The following is a 21,309-nucleotide window of genomic DNA, read 5'->3' on the forward strand; positions in this document are numbered from 1 at the left end:
TATGAATAAGCTGTTCTTTTGGGTATGTGCAGTCCTTATGACTGCATGTGCTTCTCATAAAAATGATGAAGTCTTGACTGAGTCCGGTTTAAGTAAAAGTCGTTTTCAAACGGAGATAAATGGTGAAAAAACTGATCTGTTTATATTGAAGAATAAAAATAAGATGGAAGTTTGTATCACTAACTATGGCGGTCGTATTGTTTCTGTTATGGTTCCTGATAAGGACGGAATAATGAGGGATGTAGTACTGGGCTTTGATTCCATACAGGATTATATCAAATATCCGTCGGATTTTGGAGCAAGTATAGGGCGTTATGCCAACCGTATAAATCAGGGACGTTTTTCATTAGATGGAATAATATATCAGTTACCTCAGAACAATTATGGTCATTGTTTGCATGGAGGCCCTCAAGGGTTCCAGTATCGTGTATATAAAGGTACTCAAATGAGTGATAGGGAAGTGAAGCTGACTTATTTGTCTAAAGACGGTGAAGAAGGGTTTCCCGGAAACTTGAATTGTACAATTACTATGAAATTGACAGATGATAATGCTATTGACATTCAGTATGAGGCAGAAACGGATAAACCGACTGTTGTAAACATGACCAATCATTCTTATTTTAATTTAGATGGAGATCCGTCAAAAGATAATTCTGATTATTTATTGACTTTGAACGCGGATTATTATACTCCTGTAGATAGTACTTTCATGACAACCGGAGAAATTCTTCCTGTTGAGGGTACTCCTATGGATTTCAGATGTCCTACAGCTATAGGTGTTCGTATCAATCAAAACTTTGAACAATTGAAAAACGGAAATGGCATTGACCATAATTGGATACTAAATACTAAAGGGGATATTCAGCAGGTTTGTGCCACATTAGAGTCATCAGTTACGGGTATTGTACTTGATGTTTATACTGACGAGCCGGGTATTCAGGTTTATTGTGGTAATTTTCTAGATGGGACATTGACGGGTAAAAAAAATACAATATATAATTTCCGCGCTTCTGTGTGCTTGGAAACGCAAAAATATCCCGATACACCTAATAAGGCAGACTGGCCTACGGCAGTATTAAGACCTGGAGAAAAATATGAAAGCCGCTGTATTTACAAGTTTTCGGTACATAAATAATGCATGTTAAGGTAGAAGGAATTGTGGAATATAACTTGGGATAAATAAGATTCAGAGAGGAAGAGTCCTGAAAGAAGCGGTGAGGGCAAACACTGGTTCTTTTGGGACTTTTTCCGGATAATTATTGATATGGAGAATTTAATCTTTAATTTTGTACTCTCTAAACTAAATTGATATACTATGAAAAGAATATTCATAATAGGACTTCTTTTTTTATATGCATTTACTCTTTACTCTCAAAGTAATATCCGATATTATTTCAAAACATTGGATATTCAAGACGGACTCTCGCAAAACACGGTGAACGCTATTTTGCAAGATAAACAAGGTTTCATGTGGTTTGGAACAAAAGATGGTTTGAATCGTTTTGATGGCCTGAGTTTTCGTATTTTCAAAAAAGAGAATTCTGCTTTAGGAAATAATTTTATCACTGCACTTCATGAGGATAAAGAAGGAAATATTTGGGTTGGAACAGATGCAGGCGTTTATGTGTATAATCCTTTATTAGAAGACTTTACAGTATTTGATAGAGTTAGTGACACAGGTGATATGATTAGTCGTGCTGTGACTCGTATTGAAAGTGATGAAGATAGTGATATATGGATTTCCGTGGATTATCAAGGATTGTTTCATTTTGATCGTGTGCAAGATCGGTTAATTAATTGTCTGCATAGAGATAAGCGTAAGAACCAATTGGCCAATGTTACGCGTTTTTGGTTTGAGGAAAAACTATGTTGGGTCAGTTTATATGACGACAACCTATATTATACAAAAGATAATTTTAAGACATTGTTTCCCTTTCAGGATTCTGAAGGAAAAGAGCCTTTTAAAGATGATATCATTAATACTTGGATTATGGGTCCCCATAATTGTTGGTATATCGGTTCTTCTAATGGTTTGACTGAAATTAATCTGACAACAGGGCGGGTAAGGCGTTTGTTGAATTATTATGTGCGTGATTTAGGCTTTAAATCGGATAAGGAATTATGGGTAGGTACGGAGTCGGGGCTATATATTTATGATTTGGAAAAAGGTGAAATAGCTCATCTCACTGTTTCAAACGGGAATGATTCTTATGCTTTAGCCGATAATGCTATTTATTCTATATGCCGTGATAATGAGGGAGGAATGTGGATCGGATCTTATTTTGGCGGGGTCAATTACTATCCGCGTCAATGGACTTATTTTGAAAAATTCTACCCTCGTGATGATATTAAAAATTTTGGGCGTAGGGTACGTGAATTCTGTGAAAGTAATGATGGTACTGTTTGGATTGGTACTGAAGATAAGGGATTATTTCATTTTTATCCGGAAAGTGGAAAGATTGAAAAATTCTCACATCCTTCTATTTATCAAAATGTTCATGGTTTATGTTTGGACGGTGATGATTTGTGGGTAGGCACTTTTTCCGGAGGTTTAAGCCGTATTGATTTGCTTACGAAGCAAGTAAGACACTATCAAAAAGGTATAAGCCCAAATTCTTTGGATGCCAATAATGTATTCTCTATTTGTAAAACTACATCTGGTGACTTATGGATTGGCACTACATCTGGATTGCTGCGATATAATCGTGATACAGATGACTTTACTAGGATGCCGGAACTAGCTAATATGTTTGTTTATAAAATATTGGAGGATTTTAATGGGAATTTGTGGCTGGCAACTTATTCTAACGGTGTTTTTCGTTATGATGTGAATAAGAAAGAATGGAAGAATTTTATTTTTCACAAGAACGATTCCACTTCATTACCTTATGATAAAGTAATCAGTATTTGTGAAGATAGTCGTAAGCGGTTATGGTTTATGACACAAGGGGCGGGTTTTTGCCGTTTTAATCCGGAAAATGAAAGCTTTACTCGTTTTGATATGTCGAAAGGTTTTCCTAGTAATATCATTTATCGGATGGTAGAGGATAATCGGGGGAATTTATGGTTGACAACTAATAATGGTTTGGTTTGTTTCAATCCGGAAACAGATGATAAACGAGTTTATACTACAGCAAACGGATTGCTAAGTAACCAGTTTAATTATCAGTCTGGGTATAAAGATAAGATGGGACGTATCTATTTAGGTAGTATAAATGGTTTTATCACTTTTGATCCATCTACTTTTGTAGAAAATACTTTTGTTCCACCAGTTGTCATTACAGATTTCTTCTTATTCAATAAACGAATGCAGATCGGCAGTAAGGATTCTCCATTGAAAGAAAGCATCGTCTTTTCTGATGAGGTCGAGTTAGAATCTGATCAAAATTCTTTTTCATTGCATGCGGCGGCATTAGGTTATCAGGCACCGGAAATGAATCAATTGGTTTATAAAATGGAAGGATTTGATAAAGAGTGGTATAATGTAGGGCGGAATTCGGTAATCAATTATTCCAATTTACCATATGGAACTTATATTTTCCATTTAAGAGGATCGAATAGTGACGGAAAATGGAATGAAAAAGAGCGTATATTGAAGATTCATATTTTACCTCCGTTTTATTTATCAGGGTGGGCCTATTTTATTTATTTGCTATTAGGAATTCTGTCTGTGGTAGGTATCATTTATTATTTCCGGAAAAGGAATGAGCAGAAACACCAACAGGCCATGGAGAAATTCGAACGGGAAAAGGAACGCGAACTCTATACTGCAAAAATAGATTTCTTTACGAATGTGGCGCATGAGATTCGTACTCCTTTGACATTAATCAAAAGTCCGCTTGAAAATGTGCTTGTTTCTCCGAATGTATCTGCAGATATCCGTGATGATTTGGAAATAATGAATCTGAATACTACCCGTTTACTGGATTTGGTTAATCAGTTACTTGATTTCAGAAAGACTGAAACACGTGGGTTTCAACTGAATTTTGTAGAGTGTAATATTTCGGATATATTACAGCAGATTTATATGCGGTTTACTCCATTGGCACGGCAAAAGAAATTGGAATTTGTTATTGAATGTTCGGAATCTATCTATGCGTCGATAGATCGTGAGGCGTTGACTAAGATAATTAGTAATCTGTTTACTAATGCCATTAAATATTCTGAAACTTATATTCATGTCCGGTTGTGGATGGAGGATACTTGTTGGTTCTTGTCTGTCTGTAACGATGGCAATGTAATTCCTATGGAAATGCGTGAAGAGATTTTTAAGCCTTTCATACAGTATAAGGACGGATTTTCCCGTAAGGTTTCGGGTACGGGAATTGGTTTGGCATTGGCAAGATCTTTAGCTGAGTTGCATGAAGGGAACTTAATTATGGATGATTCACAAAAGCAGAATTGTTTTATTCTTTCATTGCCAGTAAAGCATGAACATACTATTGCCATTTCGAAGAGTGAGATTAAGTTGAAAGAGGATCCGAAAGAAGAGGATCCGGGACAATTGCAACAGAAGCCGCGTTACACTGTATTGATTGTGGAGGATAATGTTGAAATGTTGGCTTTTGTTGTCAGACAATTGTCACCTGTTTATCAAATATTGACTGCAACTAACGGAGTGGAGGCCTTAAAGGTGTTGGAGGGGCATACAGTGAACTTAATAGTATCGGATATAATGATGCCCGAAATGGATGGGTTGGAATTATGTGACCGTATAAAATCAGACTTGGATTACAGTCATATTCCTATTGTACTGTTGACGGCTAAGACCACTTTACAATCAAAAATAGATGGTTTGAAATCTGGAGCGGATGCTTATATTGAAAAGCCGTTTTCTGTGGAGTATTTGAAAGTGTCTGTTGCCAATTTATTAAGTAATCATGAAAAGCTGCATGCGGCTTTTGCACATTCACCGTTTATACAGACCAATTCTATGGCTATGACGAAAGCGGATGAAACTTTTTTGAAAACCTTGAATGAAGTGATTGTTGCCAATATGCAAAATCCGGACTTCTGTCTGGACGATATGGCGAGTTTGCTTAATATGAGCCGTTCCAGTTTGAACCGCAAAATAAAAGGAGTCTTGGACATGACCCCTAATGACTATATCCGTTTAGAGAGATTGAAAAAAGCTGCTCAATTATTAAGGGAAGGAGAATGTAAGGTAAATGAAGTATGTTATATGGTTGGCTTCAATACTCCTTCTTATTTTACTAAATGTTTTCAGAAGCAATTTGGTATTTTACCAAAAGATTTTGTGAAATGATTTTTTTCGGAGCATGAAATAGAATAATAGAACTAATCGCCCTCAGGAACTATTCTGAGGGCGATTTTTGAATGTATTATTCTATTAATTGGTTGAATAGTTCTAGCACATCCGGGGAGTTTGGAATACATTTGCATCACAAAAAGTTGAGAATATGATTCATGTAATACTGTGAAAAAAGAAATGCCTATGACATAACAAGAATGTGACCTTCAAATTCTATCTGTTGTATGTATATTTATGATACATACTTGTGGATTAATTAAAAAGCGGAACTGAAATCTCCGCACAATTTTACAAATCTAATTCTATAAAAAATGATTAAAAAATTATTAGTCTTCTTTCTGACTATTTTTACGATGACTGCTTATGCGCAGAACATAACAATGACCGGAACCGTAGTAGACACAGACAACCTGCCTTTAATTGGTGTGAATGTGGTTATTAAGGGTGCTTCTACCGGTACTACTACTGATTTGGATGGTAAGTTTACTCTTACTGGAGAAAATGGACAAACATTGGTTTTCTCATATATAGGGATGACCCTCCAAGAGATTGTTTACAAGGGAAAACCTTTGCATGTGATAATGAAGGATGATTCCAAGGCTTTGGAAGAGGTGGTTATAATTGGTTATCAGACTGTGAAGAAATCTGATCTGACGGGTGCAGTAGCAGTAGTTGATACCAAAGAGATGAAAAAAAGCTCAGCTGGAACACTTGTCAGTCAGATGCAGGGGCTTGCTACAGGTGTAAACGTTCGTAGTAGTGGTAGAGCAGGTGAGGATGCTTCTATTCAAATTCGTGGTGTGGGTTCATTAAGTAATAATGCTCCGTTGTGGGTGGTCGATGGGATGATAACTGATCCGGGAGTTGACTTTAATCCGGCTGACGTTGAATCTATTCAGATCTTGAAAGATGCTTCCGCTGCCGCTATATATGGTTCTCGTGCTGCTAATGGGGTGATTATTGTTACTACTAAGAAAGGGGTGAGTGGTCCTATGAAGGTGAATGTAAGTGTGAAAGAAACATTGGAATGGAGTCCGAAGTTTGATTTGATGAATGCGGCAGAGTACATTAAATATAATGATATAGCTTATAAAGAAGCGATAAAAGATGGTATAGCCTCCATAACAACAACTCAGAAGCATTCCGAATATGATACCAATTGGCAGGATGAGGTATTGAAGACAGCTTTGGTACAGGATTATAATGTATCTTTATCCGGTGGTGGAGATTCGGGTAGTTATTTTGTTTCAGCTGGTTACTATAATAATGATGGTGTATCTTATGGAAATACATTTGATCGTTATAGTTTCCGTGTTAACACACAGGGGAAAAAAGGTTGGTTTTCATTCGGTGAGAACTTGGCCTACTCATTAACTAATACAGATCCGAACCAGACAAATACTTATAATGACTTTTTACGTATGATGCCTACTATTCCGGTTTATGATGAGAATAATCCAGGTGGTTATGGATATGGAGATGCGGCTAAATATAATACTTTCGGTGTAAATCCCATTGCACGTGAAAATTTGGAAAAACGCCATATGAGACAAAATCGTCTGAATGGTTCATTGTGGTTGGAGTTCAAACCTTTCGAGTTTCTTTCTTATAAGTTCAATGGGGGCGTTGACTTGTATTTCTATGAAAATTCATGGTTTCGTGGTGAAGGTAATTGGCAACAAAATCAGGAATATCGTGATCCGGAGAGCCAGAAAGCACGTGATAATACTTATAATATGCTGATTGAACACACGTTGAATTTTAACAAGGATTTTGGAAAACATCATGTCGATGCAGTATTAGGTACTACTTACCAACATCATGAGTGGGAGGGGTTATGGGCTTCCCGCCTTAATTTTCCTATGTTAGGTAATGGTGATTATCTGACAGTGTTAAATGCTGGACAAAGTAACCAACAGAACACTAATAGTATTAGTGAGAATGCCATGATCTCTTATTTGGGACGTGTTAATTATATTTATGATGACAAATATTATCTGACAGCTACTTTCCGTCGGGATGGTACTTCTCGTTTAGCTAAGGAAAATCGCTGGGGTAATTTTCCTTCTGTTTCTGCTGCCTGGAGAATTTCTAAGGAAAGTTTCTTTAAGGTACCTTGGATTGATGATTTGAAGATCAGGGGAAATTGGGGGCGTTTGGGTAATGCTTCTATCGGTGATTGGGATTATGTTGGTACTATTAATCAAAGCATTGTGACGGTATTTGGTGGAGCTATTGTACCTGGAGCCACTCAAGTAAAATTAGTGAATACCAATCTTGTTTGGGAAACCAAAGAAACTGTAAATATTGGTTTTGACGCTAGTTTTCTCAATTCACGTTTGACTTTCAGTGCCGAGTATTATCATTCAAAAACTAAGGATGTTTTGACGGAAATGCCTATTGCCATCTCTACCGGTAATCAAGAAGGGGCACCTAAAGCAAATGCGGCTAGTTTGCGCAATCGTGGATTTGAATTGAGCTTGGGGTGGAAAGATCAAGTTTCAGATTTCAAATATGGTGCATTGTTGAATATTACAACTTTGAGTAATAAAGTATTAAGTTTAGGATATGAAAAACCTTTTATTGATTCAGGTCAGGCAAGAACGAGATTGAATGGTCCGTTGGCAGAATTCTTTTTGTATAAAACCGATGGGATTTTTAAAACACAAGAACAAATAGATAATTATGTAACTCCTGATGGCGAACCTATTATGATTTCCGGGAAACGTCCGCAATTAGGTGATGTGAAATATATTGATACGGATAATAATGGACAGATTACGGCGGATGACCGTCAATTTTGCGGAAGTCCGTGGGCAAAGATGCAAATGTCATTGGTCTTGAATGCTGAATGGAAAGACTTTGATTTCAGTATGATGTGGAATGGGCAATTTGGTAATAAAATTTATAATGTATCCAAATGGCAAGGACGTTTGTTCTCGGACAATTCCAATTATCTTCGCTTCAAGAAGGGAGAAGAACCTTATCAGGTAAATCAGAATTCTGATACGCCACGTATAATTTATGGTGACCAACGTAATTCATGGGATGCGGATCGTTTCCTTGAAAACGGTTCTTATTTCAGACTGAAAAATATTTCTATCGGATACAATCTTAAAAAGGAATGGTTGAAGAATTTGGGTATTGACAAACTTCGTTTTTATGCTACCGGTAGTAATCTGCTCACTTTTACAGGCTATTCCGGGCTTGATCCTGATTTTATAAACACTAATATTTGGAATAGTGGAACGGATAGTTTTTCATATCCTAATACTCGTTCTGTTATGTTTGGCTTGGATTTGACCTTTTAACTTATAAATTAGTATACTGATATGAAGAAAATATATAGATTTTTATTTGCTGGTGTCTTGGCTTTGTGTGCTACCGGATGCAGCTCAAGTTTATTGGATATAGAAAATCCGAATGAAGTAACCAATACTACTTTTTGGAAATCGGCGGATGATGCAAAAGCTGGAGTAAATGCTTGTTACAGTTTCTTATATAAAGAAGGGACTTGGATGCGTTGGTTGTCTTTTCGTTACGATCTGTCATCAGATGAAGGATGGAGTTCGTCTCCTTGGATAGAATTAGGTGACTGGACGCGTTTTCTTTATAATAATTATGATTTCTATGAGGGTAATAAGGTACATTGGGAGCATTTTTATGTAGGGATCTTTCGTTGTAATCAGGTTTTGGCTAATGTGCCTGCGATTGAAATGGATGAGGTTCAAAAGAACCAACTTTTAGCACAGGCTTCCTTTTTGCGTGCTCTGTGGTATTTTCAGATAAATCTTTTGTGGGAGAAAGGGACATTAGTTCTTGAACCTCAAAATGCTGATTACATACCTAAGGACGCTTCAGAACAGGAAATTTGGGATCAGATAGAAAAAGACCTTACGTTTGCAATGGAGAATTTGCCGGAGGCATGGGATGCGGCAGATTTAGGCAGAGCGACAAAAGGTGCTGCTAAAGCTTTGTTGGGCAAGGCTTATATGCAACAACATAAATATGATAGGGCCAAAGAACAGTTGCAATGGCTGATTGATAGGGAAGGCTCTTTGTATGGTTTGCTTGATAACCGTGAAGACAATTTTACCGATTTGAATGAAAATAATCAGGAGGGAATATTTGAAATTCAGTTTGATGATCAAAATAAGGGGGGCACAGGCAATGATGCCAGTATGGCCTTTGGTTTCCAGCGTACTCAGTTTTATGCACCCGGTGGCACTCATGGTACGGGTTGGGGCGATGGTAAAGCGCGTCGTTGGCTAGTAGATGAGTTCTTGAAAGAGAGAAGGGTTGATGGCAGAAATGACTTGCGTTTATACAATAGTATTCTTTATAAACATTTTGGAGATGATTTTCCTGATCAGTCAAAAAAATACTATGCCAATGAAGATGCGTCACAATGGTTTGATGAGTGGGGACAGGATACAGAGGATTGTTATATTCGCAAATACAATACTTCTTACTATCGTGAACGTGAAGACTATTTCGCACGTAATAATTATCGTATTATGCGGTATGCTGATGTTTTATTGAGTTATGCGGAGTGTTTGGTTGAAACTGGAACTTCGGCTTCTGATGCGGCTGTTTATGTTGATAAGGTAAGAGAACGTGCAGGGTTATCCAAACTGAAAGATAGTCGGTGGAAGGATTGTTTAAGTTCAAAGGAGGTCTTTATCAAACGTCTTCAGATGGAACGTGCTTTGGAACTTTGTTTCGAAGGCTGGCGTTGGGCGGATTTGAAGCGCTGGGGATTGCTTGATTCACAGGCTGGTATTGACGAGCTGAAAGCTCGTGACAAGGACTTCAACAATTTTGTGATTGGCAAACACAAACGTATGCCTATCCCTACATCGGAAGTTGAAATCAGTAAGATTGATGATGTTCCTCAACTAACTCAGAATCCTAATTATTAATAAAAAAGAAAGACTGTGTCGGAGTGTTTTTTCTTTTTATAATACTTCCGGCATAGTCTTTATTTAACTAGTATCATTTATGCTTGTCTGCAAAAAAATACTGATCTTCTGTGCTTTTGCTTGTTGCGGTACTTTATTCGCGCAAAACATACAGAATCCGGTGCTTCCCGGAGTAGCGGATACCGGTGTGATGAAATATAATGGTAAGTATTATATAGGTGGAGTATTTACCAATGGGGATTTTTATGTTTCCGACGACTTGGTTCATTGGGGTAAACCTGTTCATGTCGTGACTATGGATAATGGCTGGAGTAAAGGAAGTGGTGCCGGTAATGAGCAGATTCACGCCAATGATATGTTTTGTTTGAATGGTGATTTTCACTTATATTGGTCTGTCAATTATTGGGGTAAGGATAAGCATGCTGTTCACATTGTACATGCTCAAAGTAAAAATGTGTTGGGGCCCTATATAGAGCCTGATAAAAAAACTTGGATGGATAATCGCATTGATCCTAAGGTTTTTAAAGATGATGACGGACAATTATATATGTATATGGTGCGTTTTACTGATGGAAATACTATTTGGGGACGTAAAATGAAGAATCCGGCGGAATTTGCCGGAGAACCAGTGTGCTTGTTTGCATCATTGCCGGATACATGGGAGACCATGGATAACAGAGTGGCAGAGGGACCTTGGGTGATGAAATACAGAGACCGATACTATTTGATGTATAATGCCAATCATACCTCTACTGAGTGGGGGAATTATCAATTGGGGGTTGCGGAGGCAGACTCACCTTTAAGTTTTCAAAATGGGAATAAATATAGCTATCCGGTAGTAAATTCTAATCAAATTCTACTGGAAGAGAATTATGTGGATCTTTTACGATATGGCATCACTTATGAGCCATTGTTTGATTATACAGAAAATAATCCTGGAGTCGGTTGGATGCTTCCGGTATATCAGGCTTCCGATTGGAAGAAAGGAGAATGTGGATTCTCATCTAAAGAGATAAAAGGATCTACCACTCGTCATTTAGGTACTTGGTGGACATCTCCTTCATTGTGGTTACGTAAATCTTTTTTTGTTGGCAAACAGGTGGGAAATTTAGCACTCAGGGTTGCTCATGACGGAGATACAAAAATATATTTGAATGGAACATTGATTTACGAAAAACAGGGACGGGATTATTGTATGGTAAACCTTGATGAAAAGCAACGAGAGCTTCTGAAAAAAGGAGAGAACTTGCTTGCTGTAGAAACAAATAAAGGGCGTGCCCAATTTTTTGATGTTTCTTTGTTTGATATGAGGAGTGAAACAGCGGATGATATTTTGATGACCCCGGGACAACCTAATATTTTAAGGGGGCCCAATGGATTTGAATGGTGGCTTATATATATGGCTAATAAAAATAATGAGCGTAGGGGGCAGTATATTAACCGTGTTCATTTCTTTAATAAAACATTATTTGTTGAAGGAATAACCGGTCCTTGTACAGATGGCTATCATCCGGAACCTTCTTTGCCCACTTTTTCAATGAAAGGGGAAACACCTTCTTTTGGAGTGCTGCAACAAGTGAAACCTTCTACAACTTATATGTTTGAAACAGCAGTCAAAACAGATGGAGATGCTGGTATCATTGCGTGGTGGAAAGATGTGGATAATAATGCTTATATCGGTTTCGATACAAAGAACCACAATTGGTATTTGCGTACCATTATTAATGGTAAAGAAAAGGAGGAATATTTCACTTTGCCTAAAGATTTTCGTTGGGGTGTTTATCATCATTTACGTATTGAACGTAATCAGGATTGTTTAAAAGTATGGTTGGATGAAATACCATCTCCTCAAAAACATCTGTTTATAAAGATTATTCCTGTGACGGAACCCGGTGTTCCCGGAGTATTTGATCGGACTAAAAAAGCTTTGTTCGAAGGGGTGACTTATACTATCGGATTTGATGATGACCGGATACAGTTAAAAGAACATTCAGAAATATTGAAAGGTGATTTTCTTGATCATTATGAATTTAGTTTTCAACTTTCAGGTTTGTCCGATTGTAAGATGTCAGGAAGCTATCCGGTTTATGTGGATAAAGATAACTATGTAAAAGCTCAATTTAATGGTATCACGCGTATGCTGGAAGTGGTAGTTGTAAAACAAGGACAACAGATACTTGATAAAAAATATCCGTTGGAACATTTACAAATGGTTTATCCTGATGTGAAGTATACTGATTTTGTCGAAAAATGTTATCGTTTTATATCGCCTTCATGGATAAATGCCCTTTACCTGAACCGTCATGAAGTAGGGAATAAGGCGGAGTTTGTAGACGATATGTTTAGTAAATTTACAATAGAATATTTGAATGAGGGAGAATGGTATCCATTGAATAACAGCGGGGCGACGGTGGCAGAGCATCCGGCTTATAATCGTTTGTCTTTTACTCCGATAAAAACGGAAGGTATTCGTTTTATTAATAAAGACGCTCAGGATTTGGAACGGCATATTTATAAGTTGGGAATTCAAGAACAATTAAAGGAATCTTATAATTTCCGTGCGGTGAGAAGGGGAAATAAGCTCTATCTTTTTGTTGACGGAAGAGAATTAGGGAGATTGGATATTCATTATCCTGCTTCTTGTGTAGGATTTTGTTCTGGAAATTATTCTCCGGTATATAAAGGAATATTGTATTATCATATAGGAAACTGACTAGTATTATGAAAAAAAAATTGATTTTTATTTGGTTATTGATGTTGGGGACATTGACTTCTTGTCAGTCATGTTCCTCAGAATATAAGAATGTGAATGAAATAATTGTGGAAGAGCTGGAAATACCTGTTCCACTGGGTGACCCGTTTATATTGTTGCACAATGGGACTTATTATGCTTATGGTACTCACTCGGATGAAGGAATAGAGGTTTATATCTCGGATAATTTAAAAACGTGGAAATATAAAGGGCTGGCTTTGAATAAGAAGGATTCATGGGCAGACCGTTGGTTTTGGGCACCGGAAGTATATGAAGTGAATGGTAAATTTTATATGTATTATTCGGCAGATGAGCATATTTGTGTAGCAGTGGCAGATTCCCCTGTAGGACCATTTATACAAAATAAGCAAGAACCTATGATTGTTGAGGAGAAATGTATTGATAATTCTTTTTTCATGGATGATGACGGTACTCCTTATTTGTCATTTGTCCGTTTTAATGATGGGAATAATGTATGGATAGCCGAGTTGGAAAAAGATTTGATAACCCTTAAGAAAGAAACGATGCGCCCTTGTATTCATGTTTCACAGGCTTGGGAGGAAGTGTGGCCTCGAGTCAATGAAGGTTCTTATATTCTCAAACACAATGGAATTTATTATATGACTTATTCTGCGAATAGTTATGAAAGTCCATTCTATGGTGTAGGTTGTGCTACAGCTACCGATATAATGGGGGAATGGGCTAAATACGACGAAAATCCATTATTGCAAAATCCTGGTGGGTTGGTAGGTGTAGGGCATAGCGCCATGTTCACTGATAAAGAGGGAAAACTTCGTATTGTATTCCATGCCCACAAAGATAAAAGTAATATTCATCCGCGTGCTATGTATATTGGTACGGTAAATTTTGAGAATGTGAATGGAACAGACCGTATGAGAATCAGTAAAGAATATATAACTCCTAAATTACTGCAATGAGAAAAAATTTGATCCTGTCTATCTGCTTTTGTTTGGTGTCTTGCTCATCATCGTCTGCGCAAGAAGAAATGCCTGATGGTGATAAAACCAGCTATTACCGGAATCCGGTGATAGATTATAGTCTGCCCGATCCTACTATTATAGAAGGTGGTGATGGTTATTATTATTTGTATGCAACCGAAGATATTCGTAATTTGCCGATCCATCGTTCCAAGGATTTGATTAATTGGGAATGGGTAGGTACAGCATTCACGGATCGAACGCGTCCTGATTTTGAACCGGGTGGAGGCTTATGGGCTCCGGATATTAATAAGATAGGTGATACGTATGTACTTTATTATTCTATGTCTAAATGGGGAGGTGAGTGGACCTGTGGTATCGGTTGCGCTACGGCAGACAAACTTTCGGGGCCATTTAAAGACCATGGTCTGATGTTTCGGAGTAACGAGATTAATGTACAGAATTCTATTGACCCTTTCTATATAGAAGATGCCGGAAAGAAATTTTTGTTTTGGGGCAGCTTTCGGGGCATTTATGGCATTGAATTAAGTGAGGACGGTCTTTCAGTAAAACAAGGGGAGAAGCCTCGGCAGGTGGCTGGTACAGCTTATGAAGGAACTTATATTCATAAAAAAGAAGGTTTTTACTATTTTTTTGCTTCCATAGGGACTTGCTGTGAAGGATTGAATAGCACTTACACTACTGTAGTTGCTCGTTCAGAAAATTTGTTTGGACCTTATGTTGATAAGAACGGGAGGACAATGATGGATAACCAACATGAAGTGTTGATTCATAAGAATAGTTCGTTTGTGGGAACAGGACACAATTCGGAGATTGTGACTGATAAAGTGGGTAATGATTGGGTATTTTATCATGCAGTGGCCACAAAGCATCCTGAAGGGCGTGTTTTGATGATGGATAAAATAAGTTGGAAAGACGGATGGCCTGTGGTAGCTACGGATTCTCCCTCATTGAAATCGGAAAAACCTGTATTGTAATTAATAAATACATAAAAATATGAATTGGAAAAACTTTGTATGTAGTGTGGTGTGTCTGGCAGGAATGACTTGTGCGGAAGCTGTGAACTATACACCGGAAAATGTTTCGGCTTCCATTGCTTTGAAAGTGCCTGGTAATGATGCGAAGCGGTATCCGCTGACTTTGCAGCAATTGGATAATAGTAATTTTGAATATCAGTGGGTGGCGGCCGATAAATTACCTGTGGTGATTTATCAGAATGTTGAAGAAAAAGACGGCAACCAGCGTATTGTCATTTTTATGACTGCATTGGATGATGTTTATTTCAATTTTGGTGAGCAGGTAATGACTGGTTGTCATCATGATGATTGTTTGTTTTATATGCCTGGATTTTGGTATCGTCGTAACTTGCGTTCTCCTCAAGAAGCGCCGTCTTTTCATACCTCGGATAGCTGGTTGGTCCGTGAAGACCGTTTAAGTACTCCCTTGACTGCTATTTTTGATGAAAAGAATAGGAAAACATATTCTGTTATCCGGCTGGATAATATGGCTTCGGATGCTTTGACTACCCATAAGGAAGGGGAAGTGATATTGTCTGGTAAAACCTCTATAGGTTATACAGGATTTGAAAACCTCTCGGGTATCGCTTCTTTGTCTTTTGGGTTTCCTTACAAGGAAGCTCCTAAAACTTATATTCGTAAATTGACATTGGCTCCTTCGGTTGAGGTCTATCAATTATTACGTAAAGGTGAGAGTCTTTCTCTGACTTGGGAATTACATGAGTCGGAAATTGCTGATTTTTCAGAATGTGTGCAGCATATTTGGGAATATTCTTATGATACAAACTGTCCTCAAATTGTAAATACACCTTATTCTCCTGAGAAAATGAAGGAAGTGATGAGTAATTTCTTCGTGGAAAGCTTTGTCGGAAATACTCCTACTCATTATTATTCGGGGGTGGAATTGCGTACGGCTACTTGTGACCAAACGGATGTTGCCGAAGTGGGTTTTGTGGGACGTACTTTGTTGAATGCTTTTAATGCATTGGAATATGGAGAACAGCAGCGTCGTACGGATTTGGTGACGAATGCTTATAAAATTTTTGATTCTTATTTGCAGAATGGATTTTCGGAAACGGGTTTCTTTAATGAAGTAGTACATTATAGGCGTAATTTTGTAGAGTCTGTTCATAGTATCCGCCGTCAGTCTGAAGGGGTATATGCCCTGCTTCATTTTTTGAATTACGAAAGACTGCAAGGTCGTAAACATCCTGAGTGGGAAAAGCGTATAAAAAGTATGTTGGATATGTTTCTGCATTTACAAAATAAGGACGGTAGTTTTCCTCGTAAGTTTAAAGATGACTTTTCTATTGTAGACAAGAGTGGGGGAAGTACCCCTTCGGCAACTTTGCCATTGGTTATGGGATATAAATATTTTAAGGATAAACGGTATTTGGCAAGTGCAAAACATACGGTGGAGTATTTGGAAAAGGAATTGATTTCGAAGTCCGATTATTTTTCTTCTACTTTGGATGCTAATTGCGAGGATAAAGAGGCATCTTTGTATGCGTCAACTGCCGCTTACTATCTGGCTTTAGCTACAAAAGGAGCTGAACGAGCCCATTATGCTGGGTTGGCGAGGAAGGCAGCTTATTTTGCATTGTCATGGTACTATACATGGGATGTCCCTTTTGCCCCCGGTCAGATGTTGGGTGATTTAGGGTTGAAAACTAGAGGCTGGGGAAATGTTTCTGTAGAAAATAACCATATTGATGTCTTTATCTTTGATTTCGCTGACGTATTGAACTGGTTGGCAAAAGAATATAATGAAAAGCGTTTTTCGGATTTTTCTCAGGTAATCAGTACATCAATGCGTCAGTTGTTACCCTATGAAGGGCATCGATGTGGTATTGCCAAAACAGGATATTATCCGGAGGTTGTCCAGCATACTAACTGGGACTACGGTAAGAATGGTAAAGGCTATTATAATGATATTTTTGCTCCGGGATGGACAGTGGCTTCATTGTGGGAATTATTTTCTCCGGGACGTGCCGAGAAGTTCTTGAAAAAATAGTTTGAAAATTGATAATTTATTATGATGTTAAGTGATTAGCATTTCATTTAAAACTTGATTTTCTTTTCTTTTGTAGGGAAAGGTATGTCCTTTTTCAGAAAATCAGCTTTCTCTTTAAGGAAGGATACCTGAAGTATATTAAAAAGCCGGGGATTGTCTTTACAGATGTTCCCGGCATAATTTTTTACCGTCACTGGCATTATTGTTCTGACTTTACATCTCTTATTGAGTAAAACAAGTAAAAGAAAGAATTTCTCTATGTTAAGATAACAGTTTACTTTAAATTCTTAACTTTGTTCCCCTTGAAAAATGATTGTTACAAGATAATTTAACAGCTAAAATGCAACAATATAAAAGACCGGAAGCTATAAAACGTATGAATGAGTTGGCGGGTAGCCGGAAGCCTTTCCTTTTTATTATAGATTATAAACAGCAGTGTTCTTTGATAGAGGAAATAAGCCGGATTGATTCTACCCGTTGCCGTTATAACTTTAATGGAGTGAAAAATGTGGATACTGTAACAGAAAGTTACAGTGGGCGGATAGGCTGGAACTTTGTTCCAATGTCTTTGGCAGACTACCGGCAGGCTTTTGAAATCGTAAAACGGAATATTCTGGCAGGTAACAGCTATCTCGCTAATTTGACTTGCAAAGTTCCTGTCAGTACTAATCTTACTTTGGAGGATGTGTTCCGGTACTCCAAAGCGCTTTATAGACTTTGGTTGAAAGATAAATTGGTCTGTTTCTCACCCGAAATTTTTGTTCGTATAGAAGATGGCGAGATAAAATCTTTCCCCATGAAAGGAACGATTGACGCTACCTTACCTGATGCGGAAAAACTGTTGATGGATGATCCTAAAGAAACTGCCGAACATGCTACTATTGTAGATCTGATTCGTAATGATTTGAGTATGGTGGCGGAACAGGTGAGAGTTGTCCGGTATCGTTATTGTGACCGGCTTGAAACCAATAAGGGGCCTATCTTTCAGACAAGCTCCGAAATATGTGGTGTCTTGCCCGATGATTACCCGTCGCATATAGGAGATATTATATTTCGTTTGTTACCGGCCGGTTCCATAACTGGAGCGCCCAAATCCAAGACGATAGATATTATTGAAGAAGCGGAGAGTTATGAGCGTGGATTTTATACGGGTATAATGGGCTATTGTGACGGCAGGACTTTAGACAGTGCGGTGATGATCCGTTTTTTAGAACAGGAAGGAGAGAATCTTTATTATAAGGCGGGGGGAGGAATCACTTCAAAGAGTGATTTACAAAGTGAATATAATGAAATGATACAGAAGATTTATGTACCCATTTATTGAAACTATACGGATAGAACAAGGAAAAGCGTGTAATTTGTCTTATCATAATGAAAGACTGAACAATACCCTTCATCATTTCTGGCCAGACTGTGCCGGCATAGAATTAGGTGAATACCTGAAATTGACACCGGAGATGAGCGGAATGAAATGTAGGGTGATTTATGATGGCGGTGGAATAAAAGAAATTAGTTATGAAGCCTATCAGATGCGTCCGGTACATTCTTTGCAGTTGGTTTATTCGGATGATATAGATTATACTTATAAAAGTACAGACAGGGAAGCTTTAAACCGGCTTTTTGCCTGCCGTGGAGAACGGGATGATATTTTAATTGTCAGACGCGGACTGCTGACTGATACTTCCATAGCTAATATTGCCTTGTTTGATGGTAAGGATTGGTTTACACCTAAATTACCTTTGTTGAGAGGAACTTGCCGTACAGCATTGATTGACAGCGGAATTATAAAAGAAAAAAATATCCGGCCGGAAGAACTATCTTCTTATTCTTTTGTTAGGTTATTTAACGCTATGATTAAATGGGGAGCGTTGGAACTTTCTACCGGAACCATTTATGAATAATAAGAAAGAAGGTGGAATTTTGAAGATTTTTGTTTGTTTCCTTAAATAATTTGCTATATTTGCAAAAAAAATATAAATACAGGTAGGGTATGAGATTGCGGACAGTTGCCAAGTTGGGTATGGTGCTATCAGTGGTATTGTTTTGTACGGCTGTGGGCTTTTACGGCTTTGCTAAATTAAGCCTGACGGATAAGAGTCGTGAGATCAATCTCTTCTCACTTGTACCGGCTGATTGCATCGGTGTGTTGGAGAGTGATAATATTAATTATTTTCTGAATGAATTTCCTCAACTGAATTATTCTGAAGAATTGGGTAATTTCCAGTTTCCCGGTTTATTTAATTATGTGTTGGGAGGTTTGAACGAATATACCACTAATACTGCTCATGGTCTGAGCAGTAAGATGAGCCGGGTGGTGGTCAGTTTCCATTCTCCGGGTACTCCGCGTGACCAGGTGGTATATTTCCGTATGGGGGCTGATGATAAGGAAACATTGGGAGATATGTTGTTAGAGAGAACTCCGGGAAGTTTTTCACCTAAAAAAGAAAAATACAGAGGAAAAAATATAGCAGTCTATCCGTTGGGCAATAATGATTTTCTAGCTGTCTATAGTGAGGCGGGGTTCTATGTGGTGAGTTATCAGAAAAGTTTGATAGAGAAAGTGATTGATGCGCGTGAGGATGAGGAGAAAGCATTGAGCAATGATCCCGTGTTTGCCAAAGCGATGCAGAAAAAGAAAACGCATAATTTCCTGACTTTATACGGACGTACACCGTCTATGCCTTTCCTGCAGGATAATAGTAGCTGTTGGAGTGAGTTTGATTTTCACATGAACAGCGATGTGGTGTATCTCACTGGAGATACTTTTATGCCTGATTCATGCGGTTGTGTGAACCAGATGGCCGAAAAATTGAAAAATATTCCAGATATAAGGGAAGATAGTTTGATTATTTCTGCTGATAAAGATTCCATGGCAGATTATATGGAAGAGGCATATGAAAGAAATAGCAGGACATTGTTCAATGAATGTGTAGCTAATCTTTCACGTGACGCAGCCTTTATGCTTGTGGCGGACATGAACAAGATTTCCCGCAACCCGGAACGTTTCGAGCCTTATTTGCCGGCATTTCTGTTGGAAAATGCTCCTTTATTCCATTCGTTTATTCTTTCAACCCAATTGTCAGTTGTAAACGATCGGCTTTCCCATATCATGGTGCTGACATATAAAGATTAGCGCAACTTATGTTGGTGGAAGTGAGGGGCCACTTTGCTTCTAAAATAAAATAACGAGATAACAGTGAGTGCAGCTCCGAATAGATAAGCCATCTTGAAGGTGGCTATTTCTGCTATATATCCGCCCAATAACATGCCGGCGCCTATACCTACATCCCACGAAGTTAAGTAGGTGCTGGTTGCCGTACCACGCTGGTTGTTGGGGGCCAAGTTCACAAACAGCGTGTTATAGGCAGGAAACATGGTTCCGAACCCAATACCTAGTAAAAGAGCTATGGTGAACAGAAAATAAGTGGTCCATTGCAGACTCCATGTTGTCAGCCATCCGCATGAACTCAAACCGAAGAAACAGAAGCAGACCAGATACAGGCCGGCTTCAATAACTTGAGTAACCATTCCCCGGTCTACCAGGCGTCCGGAGAAAAGACGGGAAACTGCCATTCCCAATGCCATAAAGGTGAAAAAGAAACCGGTAGATGCCTGGATACCTATTTGTTTGGCATACATTGCAACGTAATTGGTGGTCATGCCATAAGGGATGGATAGTAATAACAAACTGAAACCTGCCGGTATTCCTTTAAGCAAAATGAAACGGTCCAATGATATAGGTTCTCGTTTTACAGGAGGTTTGTAGGTGGTCTTTACCAATGAGGCGCAGAGAAATCCTATCAGGCAGGAACCTAATGAGCAACAGAAGATAAGCGTATAGTCTGCTCCTGCATCATGCAGGAAGAGTCCGGTCATCGGTCCGATGGACATGGCTATATTGTTTGCCAGCCCATAATATCCTAATCCTTCCCCACGGCGTGAAGAAGGCATGATATCAATGACAATGGTATTTCCGCTGACTGTCACCATGCCGAACGATACTCCGTGTATAATGCGGAATAAAATAAATAAGGTGAGTGTTCCTGCAATGAGATATCCTCCGAAGATGGCGGTAAAAGTGAAATAAGCCAACAGATAAAGCGGTTTGCGGGCAAAGGTATCTAACAGATAGCCGGAGAAAGGCCGTATGCACAGGGCGGCAATGGTGTAACAGGAAAGTACGGCCCCTATAGTTGTTTTGTTAGCGTCGAAAACTTCCGCCAAGTAGAAAGGTAATACAGGCATCAGTAACCAGAATCCAAAGAATAATAGAAAATTGGCTGCCAGTATTTCTATATAATTTTTGGTAATCAGCTTGTCCTTCATGAGCAATAATGTGCTAATATGTCAATGTATCAATATGCTAATGTGGCA

The 21,309-nt window shown here is 38.3% G+C and carries 12 protein-coding genes; 11 read left to right on the top strand and 1 reads right to left on the bottom strand.

The window, feature by feature from the left end:
• Nucleotide 1 precedes the first annotated feature (1 nt).
• The 11 genes from GKD17_RS04420 (at nt 2) to GKD17_RS04470 (ending at nt 20,068) form a co-directional block, all read left to right on the top strand.
• Nucleotides 2-1,135 carry an aldose epimerase family protein gene (locus GKD17_RS04420; protein ID WP_007836949.1) on the top strand — a complete coding sequence of 378 codons (1,134 nt, stop codon included), beginning with the start codon at nt 2-4 and terminating at the stop codon, nt 1,133-1,135.
• Between the two features lie 180 nt (nt 1,136-1,315).
• Entirely contained in the window at nt 1,316-5,266 is a 3,951-nt protein-coding gene (locus GKD17_RS04425) for a hybrid sensor histidine kinase/response regulator transcription factor (RefSeq protein ID WP_007836950.1), read from the top strand.
• Between the two features lie 317 nt (nt 5,267-5,583).
• The gene (locus tag GKD17_RS04430; protein WP_007836958.1) at nt 5,584-8,583 is read left to right on the top strand and encodes a SusC/RagA family TonB-linked outer membrane protein; all 3,000 of its coding nucleotides are present in this window, start codon (nt 5,584-5,586) and stop codon (nt 8,581-8,583) included.
• A gap of 21 nt (nt 8,584-8,604) precedes the next feature.
• Nucleotides 8,605-10,194: a RagB/SusD family nutrient uptake outer membrane protein gene (locus tag GKD17_RS04435; protein WP_005839127.1), complete on the top strand. Its 1,590-nt coding sequence runs from the start codon at nt 8,605-8,607 to the stop codon at nt 10,192-10,194.
• A gap of 79 nt (nt 10,195-10,273) precedes the next feature.
• Nucleotides 10,274-12,907: a family 43 glycosylhydrolase gene (locus GKD17_RS04440; protein ID WP_007836961.1), complete on the top strand. Its 2,634-nt coding sequence runs from the start codon at nt 10,274-10,276 to the stop codon at nt 12,905-12,907.
• A gap of 8 nt (nt 12,908-12,915) precedes the next feature.
• On the top strand, nt 12,916-13,884 hold the full coding sequence (locus tag GKD17_RS04445; protein WP_007836962.1) for a glycoside hydrolase family 43 protein: 969 nt from the start codon (nt 12,916-12,918) through the stop codon (nt 13,882-13,884).
• Nucleotides 13,881-14,882, top strand: a complete 1,002-nt coding sequence (locus GKD17_RS04450) for a family 43 glycosylhydrolase (protein WP_032936459.1) — start codon at nt 13,881-13,883, stop codon at nt 14,880-14,882. The genes GKD17_RS04445 and GKD17_RS04450 overlap by 4 nt, the downstream gene beginning before the upstream one ends.
• Nucleotides 14,883-14,901: 19 nt before the next feature.
• Nucleotides 14,902-16,935 carry a glycoside hydrolase family protein gene (locus GKD17_RS04455; RefSeq protein ID WP_007836966.1) on the top strand — a complete coding sequence of 678 codons (2,034 nt, stop codon included), beginning with the start codon at nt 14,902-14,904 and terminating at the stop codon, nt 16,933-16,935.
• Between the two features lie 340 nt (nt 16,936-17,275).
• Entirely contained in the window at nt 17,276-18,259 is a 984-nt protein-coding gene (locus tag GKD17_RS04460; RefSeq protein WP_007836967.1) for an aminodeoxychorismate synthase component I, read from the top strand.
• Entirely contained in the window at nt 18,243-18,836 is a 594-nt protein-coding gene (locus GKD17_RS04465) for an aminotransferase class IV family protein (protein WP_007836969.1), read from the top strand. Before GKD17_RS04460 ends, GKD17_RS04465 begins: the two co-directional genes overlap by 17 nt.
• Before the next feature lie 89 nt (nt 18,837-18,925).
• Entirely contained in the window at nt 18,926-20,068 is a 1,143-nt protein-coding gene (locus GKD17_RS04470; RefSeq protein ID WP_007836986.1) for a hypothetical protein, read from the top strand.
• On the opposite strand, the gene GKD17_RS04475 is transcribed toward GKD17_RS04470, so the two are convergent.
• Nucleotides 20,065-21,261, bottom strand: a complete 1,197-nt coding sequence (locus GKD17_RS04475; RefSeq protein ID WP_007836988.1) for an MFS transporter — start codon at nt 21,259-21,261, stop codon at nt 20,065-20,067. The genes GKD17_RS04470 and GKD17_RS04475 overlap by 4 nt on opposite strands.
• Nucleotides 21,262-21,309: the final 48 nt, after the last annotated feature.

The organism is Phocaeicola dorei (assembly GCF_013009555.1).
In the GTDB taxonomy this organism is placed as follows: Bacteria; Bacteroidota; Bacteroidia; order Bacteroidales; family Bacteroidaceae; genus Phocaeicola; species Phocaeicola dorei.

Bases quoted from the DNA above. Each gene is read 5' to 3' on its own strand.
- GKD17_RS04430 (WP_007836958.1), top strand. From the start codon at position 5,584: ATGATTAAAAAATTATTAGTCTTCTTTCTGACTATTTTTACGATGACT.
- GKD17_RS04460 (WP_007836967.1), top strand. From the start codon at position 17,276: ATGCAACAATATAAAAGACCGGAAGCTATAAAACGTATGAATGAGTTG.
- GKD17_RS04475 (WP_007836988.1), bottom strand. From the start codon at position 21,261: ATGAAGGACAAGCTGATTACCAAAAATTATATAGAAATACTGGCAGCC.
- GKD17_RS04450 (WP_032936459.1), top strand. From the start codon at position 13,881: ATGAGAAAAAATTTGATCCTGTCTATCTGCTTTTGTTTGGTGTCTTGC.
- GKD17_RS04445 (WP_007836962.1), top strand. From the start codon at position 12,916: ATGAAAAAAAAATTGATTTTTATTTGGTTATTGATGTTGGGGACATTG.
- GKD17_RS04470 (WP_007836986.1), top strand. From the start codon at position 18,926: ATGAGATTGCGGACAGTTGCCAAGTTGGGTATGGTGCTATCAGTGGTA.
- GKD17_RS04420 (WP_007836949.1), top strand. From the start codon at position 2: ATGAATAAGCTGTTCTTTTGGGTATGTGCAGTCCTTATGACTGCATGT.
- GKD17_RS04455 (WP_007836966.1), top strand. From the start codon at position 14,902: ATGAATTGGAAAAACTTTGTATGTAGTGTGGTGTGTCTGGCAGGAATG.
- GKD17_RS04425 (WP_007836950.1), top strand. From the start codon at position 1,316: ATGAAAAGAATATTCATAATAGGACTTCTTTTTTTATATGCATTTACT.
- GKD17_RS04465 (WP_007836969.1), top strand. From the start codon at position 18,243: ATGTACCCATTTATTGAAACTATACGGATAGAACAAGGAAAAGCGTGT.
- GKD17_RS04435 (WP_005839127.1), top strand. From the start codon at position 8,605: ATGAAGAAAATATATAGATTTTTATTTGCTGGTGTCTTGGCTTTGTGT.
- GKD17_RS04440 (WP_007836961.1), top strand. From the start codon at position 10,274: ATGCTTGTCTGCAAAAAAATACTGATCTTCTGTGCTTTTGCTTGTTGC.